Annotated in this window: 14 protein-coding genes; 10 read left to right on the forward strand and 4 right to left on the reverse strand. The window is 50.9% G+C overall.

All coding sequences use genetic code 11. From position 1 onward, the window contains the following. Positions 1-50 precede the first annotated feature (50 nt). On the forward strand, positions 51-1208 hold the full coding sequence (gene cdaR / locus ACJHWR_RS06825; protein WP_000929433.1) for a DNA-binding transcriptional regulator CdaR: 1158 nt from the start codon (positions 51-53) through the stop codon (positions 1206-1208). 53 nt (positions 1209-1261) lie between these two features. Here cdaR and ACJHWR_RS06830 read toward each other — a convergent pair whose 3' ends face one another. The 4 genes from ACJHWR_RS06830 to map form a co-directional block, all read right to left on the reverse strand. After that, positions 1262-1648, reverse strand: coding sequence for a DUF3461 family protein (locus tag ACJHWR_RS06830; RefSeq protein ID WP_000272188.1), 387 nt, complete (start codon positions 1646-1648; stop codon positions 1262-1264). 314 nt (positions 1649-1962) lie between these two features. Further along, the gene (gene dapD, locus ACJHWR_RS06835) at positions 1963-2787 is read right to left on the reverse strand and encodes a 2,3,4,5-tetrahydropyridine-2,6-dicarboxylate N-succinyltransferase (RefSeq protein ID WP_001186652.1); all 825 of its coding nucleotides are present in this window, start codon (positions 2785-2787) and stop codon (positions 1963-1965) included. A 30-nt stretch (positions 2788-2817) separates the two neighbouring features. Further along, entirely contained in the window at positions 2818-5490 is a 2673-nt protein-coding gene (gene glnD, locus ACJHWR_RS06840; RefSeq protein WP_001094562.1) for a bifunctional uridylyltransferase/uridylyl-removing protein GlnD, read from the reverse strand. Positions 5491-5551: 61 nt separating this feature from the next. Beyond that, positions 5552-6346 (reverse strand): type I methionyl aminopeptidase, encoded by a 795-nt coding sequence (gene map, locus ACJHWR_RS06845; RefSeq protein ID WP_001018194.1) that lies wholly within the window; start codon positions 6344-6346, stop codon positions 5552-5554. A 367-nt stretch (positions 6347-6713) separates the two neighbouring features. Between map and rpsB the strand changes: the two genes are divergently transcribed. The 9 genes from rpsB to bamA all read left to right on the forward strand — a co-directional run bounded on the left by rpsB (position 6714) and on the right by bamA (position 16935). Further along, positions 6714-7439 carry a 30S ribosomal protein S2 gene (rpsB, locus tag ACJHWR_RS06850; protein WP_000246882.1) on the forward strand — a complete coding sequence of 242 codons (726 nt, stop codon included), beginning with the start codon at positions 6714-6716 and terminating at the stop codon, positions 7437-7439. Positions 7440-7573: 134 nt separating this feature from the next. Continuing rightward, complete coding sequence (gene tsf, locus ACJHWR_RS06855; protein WP_000818114.1) at positions 7574-8425, forward strand: translation elongation factor Ts; 852 nt, start codon at positions 7574-7576, stop codon at positions 8423-8425. 146 nt (positions 8426-8571) lie between these two features. Beyond that, complete coding sequence (gene pyrH, locus ACJHWR_RS06860; RefSeq protein ID WP_000224573.1) at positions 8572-9297, forward strand: UMP kinase; 726 nt, start codon at positions 8572-8574, stop codon at positions 9295-9297. A 149-nt stretch (positions 9298-9446) separates the two neighbouring features. Next, entirely contained in the window at positions 9447-10004 is a 558-nt protein-coding gene (gene frr, locus ACJHWR_RS06865) for a ribosome recycling factor (protein ID WP_000622418.1), read from the forward strand. Between the two features lie 91 nt (positions 10005-10095). Then, a complete protein-coding gene (ispC, locus tag ACJHWR_RS06870; RefSeq protein ID WP_000811923.1) occupies positions 10096-11292 on the forward strand; it encodes a 1-deoxy-D-xylulose-5-phosphate reductoisomerase in 1197 nt (398 codons plus the stop codon). 188 nt (positions 11293-11480) lie between these two features. Further along, positions 11481-12239 (forward strand): (2E,6E)-farnesyl-diphosphate-specific ditrans,polycis-undecaprenyl-diphosphate synthase, encoded by a 759-nt coding sequence (ispU, locus tag ACJHWR_RS06875; protein ID WP_001295562.1) that lies wholly within the window; start codon positions 11481-11483, stop codon positions 12237-12239. Positions 12240-12251: 12 nt separating this feature from the next. Further along, positions 12252-13109 carry a phosphatidate cytidylyltransferase gene (cdsA, locus tag ACJHWR_RS06880; protein WP_000922440.1) on the forward strand — a complete coding sequence of 286 codons (858 nt, stop codon included), beginning with the start codon at positions 12252-12254 and terminating at the stop codon, positions 13107-13109. A gap of 11 nt (positions 13110-13120) precedes the next feature. Beyond that, the gene (gene rseP / locus ACJHWR_RS06885) at positions 13121-14473 is read left to right on the forward strand and encodes a sigma E protease regulator RseP (protein WP_001314482.1); all 1353 of its coding nucleotides are present in this window, start codon (positions 13121-13123) and stop codon (positions 14471-14473) included. 29 nt (positions 14474-14502) lie between these two features. Further along, positions 14503-16935: an outer membrane protein assembly factor BamA gene (bamA, locus tag ACJHWR_RS06890; RefSeq protein WP_001240891.1), complete on the forward strand. Its 2433-nt coding sequence runs from the start codon at positions 14503-14505 to the stop codon at positions 16933-16935. Positions 16936-17048 lie beyond the last annotated feature (113 nt).

Here is a 17048-nt window from a genome sequence, read left to right on the forward strand (position 1 = left end):
GCCGTACGTTACGTACTTCCTTATGCTAAGCCGTGCATAATGGAGGACTTATGGCTGGCTGGCATCTTGATACCAAAATGGCGCAGGATATCGTGGCACGTACCATGCGCATCATCGATACCAATATCAACGTAATGGATGCCCGCGGGCGAATTATCGGCAGCGGCGATCGTGAGCGTATTGGTGAATTGCACGAAGGAGCATTGCTGGTACTTTCACAGGGACGAGTCGTCGATATCGATGACGCGGTGGCACGTCATCTGCACGGTGTGCGGCAGGGGATTAATCTACCGTTACGGCTGGAAGGTGAAATTGTCGGCGTAATTGGCCTGACAGGTGAACCAGAGAATCTGCGTAAATATGGCGAACTGGTCTGCATGACGGCTGAAATGATGCTGGAACAGTCGCGGTTGATGCACCTGTTGGCGCAGGATAGCCGTTTGCGGGAAGAACTGGTGATGAACCTGATTCAGGCTGAGGAGAATACTCCCGCACTTACGGAATGGGCGCAACGGCTGGGGATCGATCTCAATCAACCGCGAGTGGTAGCTATTGTTGAGGTCGACAGCGGTCAGCTTGGCGTGGACAGCGCAATGGCGGAGTTACAGCAACTGCAAAACGCGCTGACTACGCCCGAGCGTAATAATCTGGTGGCAATTGTTTCGCTGACCGAAATGGTGGTGTTGAAACCGGCGTTGAACTCTTTTGGGCGCTGGGATGCAGAAGATCATCGTAAGCGAGTTGAACAACTGATTACCCGCATGAAAGAGTACGGCCAGCTGCGTTTTCGCGTTTCGCTGGGCAACTATTTTACCGGTCCTGGCGGTATTGCCCGATCCTATCGTACGGCGAAAACGACGATGGTGGTGGGTAAACAGCGGATGCCAGAAAGTCGCTGCTATTTTTATCAGGATCTGATGTTGCCTGTGTTACTCGACAGTTTGCGTGGCGACTGGCAGGCCAACGAACTGGCGCGACCGCTGGCGCGGCTGAAAGCGATGGACAATAATGGTTTACTGCGGCGAACGTTGGCGGCGTGGTTTCGTCACAATGTGCAACCGCTGGCAACGTCAAAGGCGCTGTTTATTCATCGTAATACTCTGGAGTATCGGCTTAATCGTATATCGGAACTGACCGGGCTTGATTTGGGCAATTTTGATGACAGGTTGCTGCTGTATGTGGCGTTACAACTGGATGAAGAGCGGTAGGTCGATGACAAAATTACAGCCGGGTGAGACTTTACCCGGCCCACAGAATGACATTATTTACGCGTCAGTTTTTCCAGATCGGCTTCAATCTCGCTGATCTTATTGGTTACTACTGACTCCAGGTGACGTAAGTCGTCGAGGATCTTACGCTTAAGATCAACTTCGCTGCGGTCACGCTGGCAGATTTGATCAAGCTCATCAATGATATACCGTAGATTCGGGCTGATTTCCTGGACTTCTTTATAACCCTGACCCACACCATCAGCGACGACCGTTTTACGCTGACGCGGATATTTAAACTTCACGCTCTTGGCGAAAAACTCGCCTTTGTCTTTCTGGAAATAGATTTTCAGAATATCGTTGTTGGCTTCCTGCCGGAGGCTGTAACGATCAATTTCTTCAGGATTGGTAATACCCAGACTTTTCAGATTGTCGTACATAGCGTTACCTCAAAATGAGTCAGTAAATTGTGCTTATTTTAGCATTTGGCCTGGCCCGCCCGGCTCGACTGTGATCGCAGAAAGCCTTTTTCTTCCAGACTTCTATCATGGCGTAAAAATCAAAAAATTACCTGCTTTATTGTGGCGATATTCCATGGGATGGATTAGCACATTTATCTTCGTTTTGCGAATTACATGACAGTCCGAAACAAGATGAAAAAGTATTTAAAAAAGGGGGGAGGAAGAATGAGCAGGACGAATTATTCTGAACCAGAAAGCAATCGGGCAGCGTCGTGCTGCCCGTGTACATACTTTTAGTCGATGGTACGCAGCAGTTCGTTAATACCAACTTTACCGCGAGTTTTCGCGTCAACTTTCTTAACGATAACTGCACAGTAGAGACTGTATTTGCCATCTTTCGACGGCAGATTACCTGAAACAACCACAGACCCTGCCGGAACGCGACCGTAGTGGATTTCGCCGGTTTCACGGTCGTAAATACGGGTGCTCTGACCAATGTATACGCCCATGGAAATGACGGAACCTTCTTCGACAATCACCCCTTCAACCACTTCAGAGCGTGCGCCGATGAAGCAGTTATCTTCAATAATGGTCGGGTTAGCCTGCAGCGGCTCCAGCACGCCGCCGATACCCACGCCACCGGAAAGGTGGACGTTTTTACCAATCTGCGCACAGGAACCGACGGTCGCCCAGGTATCAACCATGGTGCCTTCATCAACATATGCGCCGATGTTGACGTAAGACGGCATCAGCACGGTGTTACGGGCAATGAACGCGCCCTGACGCACTGCCGCTGGTGGCACGACGCGGAAGCCTTCTTTCTGGAAACGTGCTGCATCGTAGTTAGCGAATTTCATCGGCACTTTGTCGAAGTAGCGGCTTTCTGCCCCTTCGATCACCTGATTATCATTAATACGGAAAGAGAGCAGCACCGCTTTTTTCAACCACTGATGCGTCACCCACTGACCGTCAATTTTTTCCGCTACACGCAGTGCGCCGGAATCCAGCAGGGCGATCACCTGATTTACCGCTTCGCGGGTAACGGTGTCTGCATTGGCTGGCGTGATCTCGGCACGGCGTTCAAAAGCGGTTTCAATAATGTTCTGTAACTGCTGCATTGTTAAACTCTTTTCATATCAGTAAACACATCACCCTTTATCGTTTGGATTGAGGGCCTCTGTCAACCGCTGATGCACTTCCTGCTGCAACTCGTTATTAAGCGCACGCCGGTCAGCGGTGGCAATTATGAATAAATCTTCTACTCGCTCGCCAATGGTTGTAATTCGGGCGCCATGAAGCGAAATTCCCAGATCGGCAAAAATTTTCCCGACTCGCGCCAGCAGTCCAGGTTGGTCGAGGGCGATCAGTTCGAGGAACGATTTGCGGTCGGTATGGGTCGGCAAAAACGTCACTTCGGTTTCAACAGTAAAATGGCGCAATTTAGCGGGTTGGCGACGGGGCTGCGGTGGCTGCCAGCTACTTTGTGTCAGCACCTGCTCCAGACCAAACCGAATAACCTCATGACGATCTGCGGATAGCGGGCTACCATCGGGTTCCAGCACTATAAAGGTATCCATCGCCATACCGTCGCGAGTGGTGAAAATTTGTGCGTCGTGAACACTTAAATTGCGGCGGTCTAATTCGGCACAGACGGCGGCAAACAGATAGGGGCGGTCCGGGCTCCAGATAAAAATCTCGGTGCCTCCACGCGTAGCCTGCGGACTAAGCAATACCAGCGGTTTGCTTAAATCATGCTGTAATAAATGGCGCGCATGCCAGGCCAGTTGATTTGGGCTATGGCGGACAAAATAGTTAGCACGACAGCGTGACCAAATTTGGTGCAGCGCCTCTTCGTCGATGTTATCCATGCGCAGCAGTGCCAGCGCCTGGAGTTGGTGATGGCGAACCCGTTCGCGCATATCCGGCGTGTTTTGCATTCCGCGTCGTAGCTGTTTTTCGGTGGCAAAATAGAGTTCGCGCAACAGACTTTGCTTCCAGCTATTCCACAGTGTTTCGTTGGTGGCGCAAATGTCAGCCACTGTCAGGCATACCAGATAGCGCAGACGATTTTCCGTTTGAACTTCTTCGGCAAACTGCTTGATGACTTCCGGGTCCTGAATATCGCGGCGCTGAGCTGTCACCGACATCAGCAAGTGCTGGCGAACCAGCCAGGCGACCAGCTGTGTTTCGCGCGAGTTAAGCCCGTGGAGTTCGGCAAAATGCACCACGTCTTGTGCACCGAGAATGGAGTGGTCGCCGCCACGCCCTTTGGCGATATCGTGAAACAGCGCGGCGATGAAAATCAGCTCAGTTGACGGCAGACGCGGCCAGACGTCCACACACAACGGATGGCGCTGGCGCGTTTCTTCACTGGCAAAACTCTCCAGTTTCAGCATCACGCGGATAGTATGTTCATCCACCGTGTAGGCATGGAACAGGTCAAACTGCATCTGCCCGACGATATGCGACCATTGCGGCATATACGCGCCGAGCACGCTATGGCGATGCATTGGCAATAGCCCGCGCCGCACCGCTCCGGGGTGACGCAGAATGCTCAAAAACAGTTTTCGCGCTTCCGGAATATTACACAGAGGTTGTTGCAGGTGGCGACGGGCGTGGCGTAACTGGCGTAGCGTGGTGGAGTAAATGCCGGTGATCGCACTGTTGCGCACCATGGTGTAGAACATACGCAAGATGGCTTCCGGCTGGCGCATAAATAGTGTTTCATCACGCAGGTCGATCAGCGTTCCGCGTAGCTGAAACTCATCGTCGATTGGACGGGGTTTTTCGTCGGCGGGAAGGGCGAGGATGGCTTCATCGAACAGTTGCAGCAGCATCTGGTTGAGTTCACTGACGCGGCGTGTAACGCGGAAGTAATCCTTCATCATCCGCTCGACCGGTTCGTTACCTTCACCACTGTAATTCAAACGCTGGGCGACGCTAAGCTGGCGATCGAATAACAGGCGATTATCGTAACGGCTGACGACAAGATGCAGCGCAAAGCGAATACGCCACAATATATGCAGACATTCGTTTAATTCTGCCCGCTCCGCTGAGGTTAAGAAGCCAAACCCGACCATTTCATCCAGCGATGTTGCGCCAAAATGACGGCGGGCCACCCATTGCAGAGTGTGGATATCGCGCAAGCCGCCGGGGCTACTTTTGATGTCTGGTTCAAGGTTGTAGCTGGTGCCGTGGTAACGCTGATGGCGCTGGTTCTGTTCTTCAACTTTCGCCGCGTAGAACTTGTCGGAAGGCCAGAATCCTTCGCTAAAAATATGTTTTTGCAGTTCGAGGAACAGCGCAACATCGCCAATTAATAAGCGGGATTCGATTAAATTGGTGGCGACGGTTAAATCCGATAACCCTTCCAGCATGCACTCTTCAAGCGTGCGCACGCTATGACCCACTTCCAGCTTTACATCCCAGAGCAGCGTTAACAGCTCGCCCACTTTTTGCGCCTGATCGTCCGGGAGCTTTTTACGGCTTAAAATCAGTAAATCGATGTCAGAAAGTGGATGCAGCTCGCCACGACCATAACCACCGACGGCAACCAGTGCCAGGTCGGCAATCTGGCTGAATCCCGCGTCAATCCATAACCGTTGCAGGAGCTGGTCGATAAACTCGGTACGCGCCTCAACCAACTCTTCTGCAGAGATTCCATTGTCAAAGGCATCACCCAGCCAACGCTGGAAAGTATCAATATGGGCTTTTATCCCACAAACGGTTAATTCATCACGGGGCCAGCCGCATGGATTTTGCGGTTGACCGGGCAGGGTGGGGAGAGCGGTGTTTGCGTACTGTTCTGGAAGGGTATTCATTGTGCGCCACCCATAAGATTAAATTATTGCATTAAAAAAGCCGGCATTCGCCGGCTTCATTTTATTCGTCGTGCGAGATTATCGCCGGGATGGTGTCATCCTTACGTAGCGTCAGAATTTCGCAGCCGTTATCAGTCACCACAATAGTATGCTCGTATTGTGCAGACAAGCTGCGATCTTTGGTTTTTACCGTCCAGCCATCTTTCATGGTGCGGATCTCTTTTTTACCCGCGTTGACCATTGGCTCGATGGTGAACGTCATCCCCGGTTTCAGCACGACGTTGGTTTCACGGGAGTCATAGTGCAGCACCTGCGGTTCTTCATGGAAGCCGCGACCAATACCGTGTCCACAATATTCACGAACGACAGAGAAGCCTTCTGCTTCGACAAACTTCTGAATCGCCGCACCGATTTCGCGCAGATTAATGCCAGGTTTTACCATGCGTAGCGCCAGGTACAGGCTTTCTTGCGTGATGCGGCACAGACGTTCGCCCATGATGGTCGGCTTACCGACGATAAACATTTTCGAGGTATCGCCATGGAAACCATCTTTGATTACGGTGACATCAATGTTAACGATATCGCCATCTTTCAGCAGCTTCGCATCGTCCGGGATACCGTGGCACACCACTTCATTAATAGAGATGCAAACGGATTTCGGATAGCCGTGATAGCCGAGGCAGGCAGAAACCGCGTGTTGTTCATTAACAATGTAATCATTACAGATGCGATCCAGCTCGCCGGTGCTGACGCCCGGTTTAACATACGGTTCGATCATCTCCAGCACTTCGGCAGCCAGTCGGCCAGCGACGCGCATTTTTTCGATATCTTCTGGGGTCTTGATTGAGATAGCCATTAATTCTGTCCATCAGCGTCGGTGATACCGACAATATATATGTAAGTGCCGTCAATGGTATCACACCCGGGCAAATTGAGAATCATTCTGAATTTCGCCAAACGTGCCACTGAAGGTTTTCTATAATAGAAAATTCAACGTCTGATGCTGTACACAGCGCCAACAATTATTGGTGTCCGCGACGTATTTGTGGTATAAAGCGCGCCGGACTTCCGATCCATTTCGTATACACAGACTGGACGGAAGCGACAATCTCACTTTGTGTAACAACACACACGTATCGGCACATATTCCGGGGTGCCCTTTGGGGTCGGTAATATGGGATACGTGGAGGCATAACCCCAACTTTTATATAGAGGTTTTAATCATGGCAACTGTTTCCATGCGCGACATGCTCAAGGCTGGTGTTCACTTCGGTCACCAGACCCGTTACTGGAACCCGAAAATGAAGCCGTTCATCTTCGGTGCGCGTAACAAAGTTCACATCATCAACCTTGAGAAAACTGTACCGATGTTCAACGAAGCTCTGGCTGAACTGAACAAGATTGCTTCTCGCAAAGGTAAAATCCTTTTCGTTGGTACTAAACGTGCTGCAAGCGAAGCGGTGAAAGACGCTGCTCTGAGCTGCGACCAGTTCTTCGTGAACCATCGCTGGCTGGGCGGTATGCTGACTAACTGGAAAACCGTTCGTCAGTCCATCAAACGTCTGAAAGACCTGGAAACTCAGTCTCAGGACGGTACTTTCGACAAGCTGACCAAGAAAGAAGCGCTGATGCGCACTCGTGAGCTGGAGAAACTGGAAAACAGCCTGGGCGGTATCAAAGACATGGGCGGTCTGCCGGACGCTCTGTTTGTAATCGATGCTGACCACGAACACATTGCTATCAAAGAAGCAAACAACCTGGGTATTCCGGTATTTGCTATCGTTGATACCAACTCTGATCCGGACGGTGTTGACTTCGTTATCCCGGGTAACGACGACGCAATCCGTGCTGTGACCCTGTACCTGGGCGCTGTTGCTGCAACCGTACGTGAAGGCCGTTCTCAGGATCTGGCTTCCCAGGCGGAAGAAAGCTTCGTAGAAGCTGAGTAATAAGGCACGCTCGTACGAGCCCTTATAGACCAGGTAGTACACGTTTGGTTAGGGGGCCTGCATATGGCCCCCTTTTTCACTTTTATATCTGTGCGGTTTAATGCCGGGCAGATCACATCTCCGAGGATTTTAGAATGGCTGAAATTACCGCATCCCTGGTAAAAGAGCTGCGTGAGCGTACTGGCGCAGGCATGATGGATTGCAAAAAAGCACTGACTGAAGCTAACGGCGACATCGAGCTGGCAATCGAAAACATGCGTAAGTCCGGTGCTATTAAAGCAGCGAAAAAAGCAGGCAACGTTGCTGCTGACGGCGTGATCAAAACCAAAATCGACGGCAACTACGGCATCATTCTGGAAGTTAACTGCCAGACTGACTTCGTTGCAAAAGACGCTGGTTTCCAGGCGTTCGCAGACAAAGTTCTGGACGCAGCTGTTGCTGGCAAAATCACTGACGTTGAAGTTCTGAAAGCACAGTTCGAAGAAGAACGTGTTGCGCTGGTAGCGAAAATTGGTGAAAACATCAACATTCGCCGCGTTGCTGCGCTGGAAGGCGACGTTCTGGGTTCTTATCAGCACGGTGCGCGTATCGGCGTTCTGGTTGCTGCTAAAGGCGCTGACGAAGAGCTGGTTAAACACATCGCTATGCACGTTGCTGCAAGCAAGCCAGAATTCATCAAACCAGAAGATGTATCCGCTGAAGTGGTAGAAAAAGAATACCAGGTACAGCTGGATATCGCGATGCAGTCTGGTAAGCCGAAAGAAATCGCAGAGAAAATGGTTGAAGGCCGCATGAAGAAATTCACCGGCGAAGTTTCTCTGACCGGTCAGCCGTTCGTTATGGAACCAAGCAAAACTGTTGGTCAGCTGCTGAAAGAGCATAACGCTGAAGTGACTGGCTTCATCCGCTTCGAAGTGGGTGAAGGCATCGAGAAAGTTGAGACTGACTTTGCAGCAGAAGTTGCTGCGATGTCCAAGCAGTCTTAATTATCGAAAAGGAGCCGCCTGAGGGCGGCTTCTTTTTGTGCCCATCTTGTAAATTCAGCTAACCCTTGTGGGGCTGCGCTGAAAAGCGACGTACAATGTCGCTAGTATTAATTCATTTCAATCGTTGACAGTCTCAGGAAAGAAACATGGCTACCAATGCAAAACCCGTCTATAAACGCATTCTGCTTAAGTTGAGTGGCGAAGCTCTGCAGGGCACTGAAGGCTTCGGTATTGATGCAAGCATACTGGATCGCATGGCTCAGGAAATCAAAGAACTGGTTGAACTGGGTATTCAGGTTGGTGTGGTGATTGGTGGGGGTAACCTGTTCCGTGGCGCTGGTCTGGCGAAAGCGGGTATGAACCGCGTTGTGGGCGACCACATGGGGATGCTGGCGACCGTAATGAACGGCCTGGCAATGCGTGATGCACTGCACCGCGCCTATGTGAACGCTCGTCTGATGTCCGCTATTCCCTTGAATGGCGTGTGCGACAGCTACAGCTGGGCAGAAGCTATCAGCCTGTTGCGCAACAACCGTGTGGTGATCCTCTCCGCCGGTACAGGTAACCCGTTCTTTACCACCGACTCAGCAGCGTGCCTGCGTGGTATCGAAATTGAAGCCGATGTGGTGCTGAAAGCAACCAAAGTTGACGGCGTGTTTACCGCTGATCCGGCGAAAGATCCAACCGCAACCATGTACGAGCAACTGACTTACAGCGAAGTGCTCGAAAAAGAGCTGAAAGTCATGGACCTGGCGGCCTTCACGCTGGCTCGTGACCATAAATTACCGATTCGTGTTTTCAACATGAACAAACCGGGTGCGCTGCGCCGTGTGGTAATGGGTGAAAAAGAAGGGACTTTAATCACGGAATAATTCCCGTGATGGATAAATAAGGGTAAGATTCCGCGTAAGTATCGCGGGGGATCTTACCCGTAATATGTTTAATCAGGGCTATACTTAGCACACTTCCACTGTGTGTGACTGTCTGGTCTGACTGAGACAAGTTTTCAAGGATTCGTAACGTGATTAGCGATATCAGAAAAGATGCTGAAGTACGCATGGACAAATGCGTAGAAGCGTTCAAAACCCAAATCAGCAAAATACGCACGGGTCGTGCTTCTCCCAGCCTGCTGGATGGCATTGTCGTGGAATATTACGGCACGCCGACGCCGCTGCGTCAGCTGGCAAGCGTAACGGTAGAAGATTCCCGTACTCTGAAAATCAACGTGTTTGATCGTTCAATGTCTCCGGCCGTTGAAAAAGCGATTATGGCGTCCGATCTTGGCCTGAACCCGAACTCTGCGGGTAGCGACATCCGTGTTCCGCTGCCGCCGCTGACGGAAGAACGTCGTAAAGATCTGACCAAAATCGTTCGTGGTGAAGCAGAACAAGCGCGTGTTGCAGTACGTAACGTGCGTCGTGACGCGAACGACAAAGTGAAAGCACTGTTGAAAGATAAAGAGATCAGCGAAGACGACGATCGCCGTTCTCAGGACGATGTACAGAAACTGACTGATGCTGCAATCAAGAAAATTGAAGCGGCGCTGGCAGACAAAGAAGCAGAACTGATGCAGTTCTGATTTCTTGAACGACAAAAACGCCGCTCAGTAGATCCTTGCGGATCGGCTGGCGGCGTTTTGCTTTTTATTCTGTCTCAACTCTGGATGTTTCATGAAGCAACTCACCATTCTGGGCTCGACCGGCTCGATTGGTTGCAGCACGCTGGACGTGGTGCGCCATAATCCCGAACACTTCCGCGTAGTTGCGCTGGTGGCAGGCAAAAATGTCACTCGCATGGTAGAACAGTGCCTGGAATTCTCTCCCCGCTATGCCGTAATGGACGATGAAGCGAGTGCGAAACTTCTTAAAACGATGCTACAGCAACAGGGTAGCCGCACCGAAGTCTTAAGTGGGCAACAAGCCGCTTGCGATATGGCAGCGCTTGAGGATGTTGATCAGGTGATGGCAGCCATTGTTGGCGCTGCTGGGCTGTTACCTACGCTTGCTGCGATCCGCGCGGGTAAAACCATTTTGCTGGCCAATAAAGAATCACTGGTTACCTGCGGACGTCTGTTTATGGACGCCGTAAAGCAGAGCAAAGCGCAATTGTTACCGGTCGATAGCGAACATAACGCCATTTTTCAGAGTTTACCGCAACCTATCCAGCATAATCTGGGATACGCTGACCTTGAGCAAAATGGCGTGGTGTCCATTTTACTTACCGGGTCTGGTGGCCCTTTCCGTGAGACGCCATTGCGCGATTTGGCAACAATGACGCCGGATCAAGCCTGCCGTCATCCGAACTGGTCGATGGGGCGTAAAATTTCTGTCGATTCGGCTACCATGATGAATAAAGGTCTGGAATACATTGAAGCGCGTTGGCTGTTTAACGCCAGCGCCAGCCAGATGGAAGTGCTGATTCACCCGCAGTCAGTGATTCACTCAATGGTGCGCTATCAGGACGGCAGTGTTCTGGCGCAGCTGGGGGAACCGGATATGCGTACGCCAATTGCCCACACCATGGCATGGCCGAATCGCGTGAACTCTGGCGTGAAGCCGCTCGATTTTTGCAAACTAAGTGCGTTGACATTTGCCGCACCGGATTATGATCGTTATCCATGCCTGAAACTGGCGATGGAGGCGTTCGAACAAGGCCAGGCAGCGACGACAGCATTGAATGCCGCAAACGAAATCACCGTTGCTGCTTTTCTTGCGCAACAAATCCGCTTTACGGATATCGCCGCGTTGAATTTATCCGTACTGGAAAAAATGGATATGCGCGAACCACAATGTGTGGACGATGTGTTATCTGTTGATGCGAACGCGCGTGAAGTCGCCAGAAAAGAGGTGATGCGTCTCGCAAGCTGAGGATAATCCGGCTACAGAGAGTCGCGCTATTTGTTAGCGTAGGGCTTCAGTGATATAGTCTGCGCCATCTGATCGTAAGTAGTTGGCTTTATAAGGTCAGGTATGCCGTGGTTTTACACGGCTTTTTTTTGTATAGGCTTCAGTATTCCTGAGTACCGTAAACCCTGTCAGGGAATAAGAAACGCGTGATGTTGTCTGCTACTCAACCACTTAGCGAAAAATTGCCAGCGCATGGCTGTCGTCATGTTGCGATCATTATGGACGGCAATGGTCGCTGGGCAAAAAAGCAAGGGAAGATTCGTGCCTTTGGGCATAAAGCCGGGGCAAAATCCGTCCGCCGGGCTGTCTCTTTTGCGGCCAACAACGGTATTGAGGCGTTAACTCTGTATGCCTTTAGTAGTGAAAACTGGAACCGACCAGCGCAGGAAGTCAGTGCGTTAATGGAACTGTTTGTGTGGGCGCTTGATAGCGAAGTAAAGAGTCTGCACCGACATAACGTGCGTCTGCGTATTATTGGCGATACCAGTCGCTTTAACTCGCGTTTGCAAGAACGTATTCGTAAATCTGAAGCGCTAACAGCCGGGAATACCGGTCTGACGCTGAATATTGCGGCGAACTACGGTGGACGTTGGGATATAGTCCAGGGAGTCAGGCAACTGGCTGAAAAGGTGCAGCAAGGAAACCTGCAACCAGATCAGATAGATGAAGAGATGCTAAACCAGCATGTCTGTATGCATGAACTGGCCCCTGTAGATTTAGTAATTAGGACTGGGGGGGAGCATCGCATTAGTAACTTTTTGCTTTGGCAAATTGCCTATGCCGAACTTTACTTTACAGATGTTCTCTGGCCCGATTTCGATGAACAAGACTTTGAAGGGGCGTTAAATGCCTTTGCTAATCGAGAGCGTCGTTTCGGCGGCACCGAGCCCGGTGATGAAACAGCCTGATGGGGGTCGCTTTTGCTGAAGTATCGCCTGATATCTGCTTTTGTGTTAATACCCGTCGTCATCGCGGCGTTGTTTCTGTTGCCGCCGGTGGGGTTCGCCATTGTAACGCTGGTGGTCTGTATGCTGGCAGCGTGGGAATGGGGACAGCTTAGCGGTTTTACCACTCGTTCGCAGCGAGTATGGTTGGCGGTGTTATGCGGGTTATTGTTGGCGCTGATGCTTTTTCTGTTGCCGGAATATCACCGAAATATTCATCAACCGCTGGTTGAAATCTCACTTTGGGCTTCGCTGGGTTGGTGGATTGTCGCGCTATTGCTGGTGCTGTTTTACCCAGGTTCCGCAGCAATCTGGCGTAACTCTAAAACATTGCGCATTATTTTTGGCGTGCTAACCATTGTTCCCTTCTTCTGGGGCATGCTGGCGTTACGGGCCTGGCACTACGACGAGAATCATTACAGTGGCGCAATATGGCTGCTCTATGTCATGATCCTGGTATGGGGCGCTGACTCTGGCGCATATATGTTTGGCAAATTGTTTGGTAAACATAAACTGGCACCGAAGGTTTCTCCGGGTAAAACCTGGCAAGGCTTTATCGGTGGACTCGCGACCGCAGCGGTAATCTCATGGGGTTATGGCATGTGGGTGAATCTCGACGTCGCTCCCGTTACCTTACTCATTTGCTCTATTGTCGCAGCGTTAGCCTCAGTGCTCGGCGATCTGACCGAAAGTATGTTTAAGCGTGAAGCAGGAATTAAGGACAGCGGTCATTTAATTCCAGGACACGGTGGTATTTTAGATCGTATTGATAGCCTGACGGCTGCGGTACCGGTCTTTGCTTGCTTGTTGTTACTGGTATTCAGGACGCTTTAACGGAAGGTAATATGCTGAGTTTTCTCTGGGATTTGGCTTCGTTCATCGTTGCACTGGGTGTACTTATCACCGTGCATGAATTTGGTCATTTCTGGGTTGCCCGGCGTTGTGGTGTTCGCGTTGAGCGTTTCTCAATAGGGTTTGGTAAGGCGCTCTGGCGGCGAACTGATAAGCTCGGCACCGAATATGTTATCGCCCTGATCCCGTTGGGCGGTTATGTCAAAATGCTGGATGAGCGCGCAGAACCGGTCGTTCCGGAACTCCGCCACCATGCCTTCAATAATAAATCTGTCGGCCAACGAGCGGCGATTATTGCCGCAGGTCCGGTTGCAAACTTCATTTTTGCTATCTTTGCCTACTGGCTGGTTTTTATTATTGGTGTGCCTGGCGTACGTCCGGTGGTTGGTGAAATAGCAGCCAATTCGATAGCTGCGGAAGCACAAATTGCACCAGGTACGGAACTAAAAGCCGTAGATGGTATCGAAACGCCTGATTGGGATGCCGTGCGTTTGCAGTTGGTCGATAAAATTGGCGATGAAAGCACCACCATTACGGTAGCGCCATTTGGCAGCGACCAACGGCGGGATGTAAAGCTCGATTTACGTCACTGGGCGTTTGAGCCTGATAAAGAAGATCCGGTAACTTCGCTGGGGATTCGTCCTCGTGGGCCGCAAATTGAACCTGTACTGGAAAATGTGCAGCCAAACTCGGCGGCAAGCAAGGCAGGTTTGCAAGCAGGCGACAGGATCGTTAAAGTCGATGGTCAGCCCTTAACGCAGTGGGTGACCTTTGTGATGCTTGTCCGGGATAACCCGGGTAAATCCTTAGCGTTAGAAATCGAAAGGCAGGGGAGTCCTTTGTCTTTGACATTAATCCCGGAGAGTAAACCGGGTAATGGTAAAGCGATTGGTTTTGTCGGTATTGAGCCGAAAGTCATTCCTTTGCCAGATGAGTATAAAGTTGTACGCCAGTATGGGCCGTTCAACGCCATTGTCGAAGCCACGGACAAAACGTGGCAGCTGATGAAGCTGACGGTCAGTATGCTGGGAAAATTGATCACCGGTGATGTGAAACTGAACAACCTCAGTGGGCCGATCTCTATCGCCAAGGGGGCTGGGATGACAGCGGAACTCGGGGTTGTTTATTACCTGCCGTTTCTTGCGCTTATTAGCGTGAACTTAGGGATAATTAACCTGTTTCCGTTGCCCGTACTTGACGGGGGGCATCTGCTGTTCCTTGCGATCGAAAAGATCAAGGGCGGACCGGTATCCGAGCGGGTTCAAGACTTTTGTTATCGCATTGGCTCGATTCTGCTGGTGCTGTTAATGGGGCTTGCACTTTTCAATGATTTCTCTCGGTTATGAGAGTTAGTTAGGAAGAACGCATAATAACGATGGCGATGAAAAAGTTGCTCATAGCGTCGCTGCTGTTTAGCAGCGCCACCGTATACGGTGCTGAAGGGTTCGTAGTGAAAGATATTCATTTCGAAGGCCTTCAGCGTGTCGCCGTTGGTGCGGCCCTCCTCAGTATGCCGGTGCGCACAGGCGACACGGTTAATGATGAAGATATCAGTAATACCATTCGCGCTCTGTTTGCTACCGGCAACTTTGAGGATGTTCGCGTCCTTCGTGATGGTGATACCCTTCTGGTTCAGGTAAAAGAACGTCCGACCATTGCCAGCATTACTTTCTCCGGTAACAAATCGGTGAAAGATGACATGCTGAAGCAAAACCTCGAGGCTTCTGGTGTGCGTGTGGGCGAATCCCTCGATCGCACCACCATTGCCGATATCGAGAAAGGTCTGGAAGACTTCTACTACAGCGTCGGTAAATATAGCGCCAGCGTTAAAGCTGTCGTGACCCCGCTGCCGCGCAACCGTGTTGACCTAAAACTGGTGTTCCAGGAAGGTGTGTCAGCTGAAATCCAGCAAATTAACATTGTTGGTAACCATGCTTTCACCACCGATGAACTGATCTCTCATTTCCAACTGCGTGACGAAGTGCCGTGGTGGAACGTGGTAGGCGATCGTAAATACCAGAAACAGAAACTGGCAGGCGACCTTGAAACCCTGCGCAGTTACTATCTGGATCGCGGTTATGCCCGTTTCAACATCGATTCTACCCAGGTCAGTCTGACGCCAGATAAAAAAGGTATTTACGTCACGGTGAACATCACCGAAGGCGATCAGTACAAGCTTTCTGGCGTTGAAGTGAGCGGCAATCTTGCCGGGCACTCCGCTGAAATTGAGCAGCTGACTAAGATCGAGCCGGGCGAGCTGTATAACGGCACCAAAGTGACCAAAATGGAAGATGACATTAAAAAGCTTCTTGGTCGCTATGGTTATGCCTATCCGCGCGTACAGTCGATGCCTGAAATTAACGATGCCGACAAAACCGTTAAATTACGCGTGAACGTTGATGCGGGTAACCGTTTCTATGTGCGTAAGATCCGTTTTGAAGGTAACGATACCTCGAAAGATGCCGTCCTGCGTCGCGAAATGCGTCAGATGGAAGGTGCATGGCTGGGGAGCGATCTGGTCGATCAGGGTAAGGAGCGTCTGAACCGTCTGGGCTTCTTTGAAACTGTCGATACCGATACCCAACGTGTTCCGGGTAGCCCGGATCAGGTTGATGTAGTCTACAAGGTGAAAGAACGTAACACCGGTAGCTTCAACTTCGGGATTGGTTACGGTACTGAAAGTGGCGTGAGCTTCCAGGCTGGCGTGCAACAGGATAACTGGTTAGGTACGGGTTATGCTGTTGGTATCAACGGGACCAAAAACGATTACCAGACTTATGCTGAACTATCGGTAACCAACCCGTACTTCACCGTAGATGGTGTAAGCCTCGGTGGTCGTCTCTTCTATAATGACTTCCAGGCAGATGACGCCGACCTGTCCGACTATACCAACAAGAGTTATGGTACAGACGTGACGTTGGGCTTCCCGATTAACGAATATAACTCGCTGCGTGCAGGTCTGGGTTATGTACATAACTCCCTGTCCAACATGCAGCCTCAGGTTGCGATGTGGCGTTATCTGTACTCTATGGGTGAACATCCGAGCACCTCTGATCAGGATAACAGCTTCAAAACGGACGACTTCACGTTCAACTATGGTTGGACCTTTAACAAGCTTGACCGTGGTTACTTCCCGACAGATGGTTCACGTGTCAACCTGACCGGTAAAGTGACCATTCCGGGATCGGATAACGAATACTACAAAGTGACGTTAGACACGGCGACTTATGTGCCGATCGATGACGATCACAAATGGGTTGTTCTGGGTCGTACCCGCTGGGGTTATGGTGATGGTTTAGGCGGCAAAGAGATGCCGTTCTACGAGAACTTCTATGCCGGTGGTTCCAGCACCGTGCGTGGCTTCCAGTCCAACACCATTGGTCCGAAAGCGGTTTACTTCCCATATAGCCCTAATGGCTATGACCCAAGTAATGACTATGCGTGTGCGACGCAGGATGGGGCAAAAGATTTATGTAAATCGGATGATGCTGTAGGTGGTAACGCTATGGCGGTTGCCAGCCTCGAGTTCATCACTCCGACGCCGTTCATTAGCGACAAGTATGCCAACTCGGTCCGTACCTCCTTCTTCTGGGATATGGGTACCGTTTGGGATACAAACTGGGATTCCAGCCAATATTCTGGATATCCGGACTATAGTGATCCAAGCAATATCCGTATGTCTGCGGGTATCGCATTACAATGGATGTCCCCATTGGGGCCGTTGGTGTTCTCCTACGCCCAGCCGTTCAAAAAGTACGATGGAGACAAGGCTGAACAGTTCCAGTTTAACATTGGTAAAACCTGGTAAGTGTTCTCCACAAAGGAATGTAGTGGTAGTGTAGCGATGACTTTAGGCGATCTCGATAAGATCGCCGGGCCACGCAAAGAACTGCACCTTCCGGTGCAAATGGGATGGTAAGG

This window comes from Escherichia sp. WS568, from assembly GCF_046486085.1.
Lineage (GTDB): Bacteria > Pseudomonadota > Gammaproteobacteria > Enterobacterales > Enterobacteriaceae > Escherichia > Escherichia coli.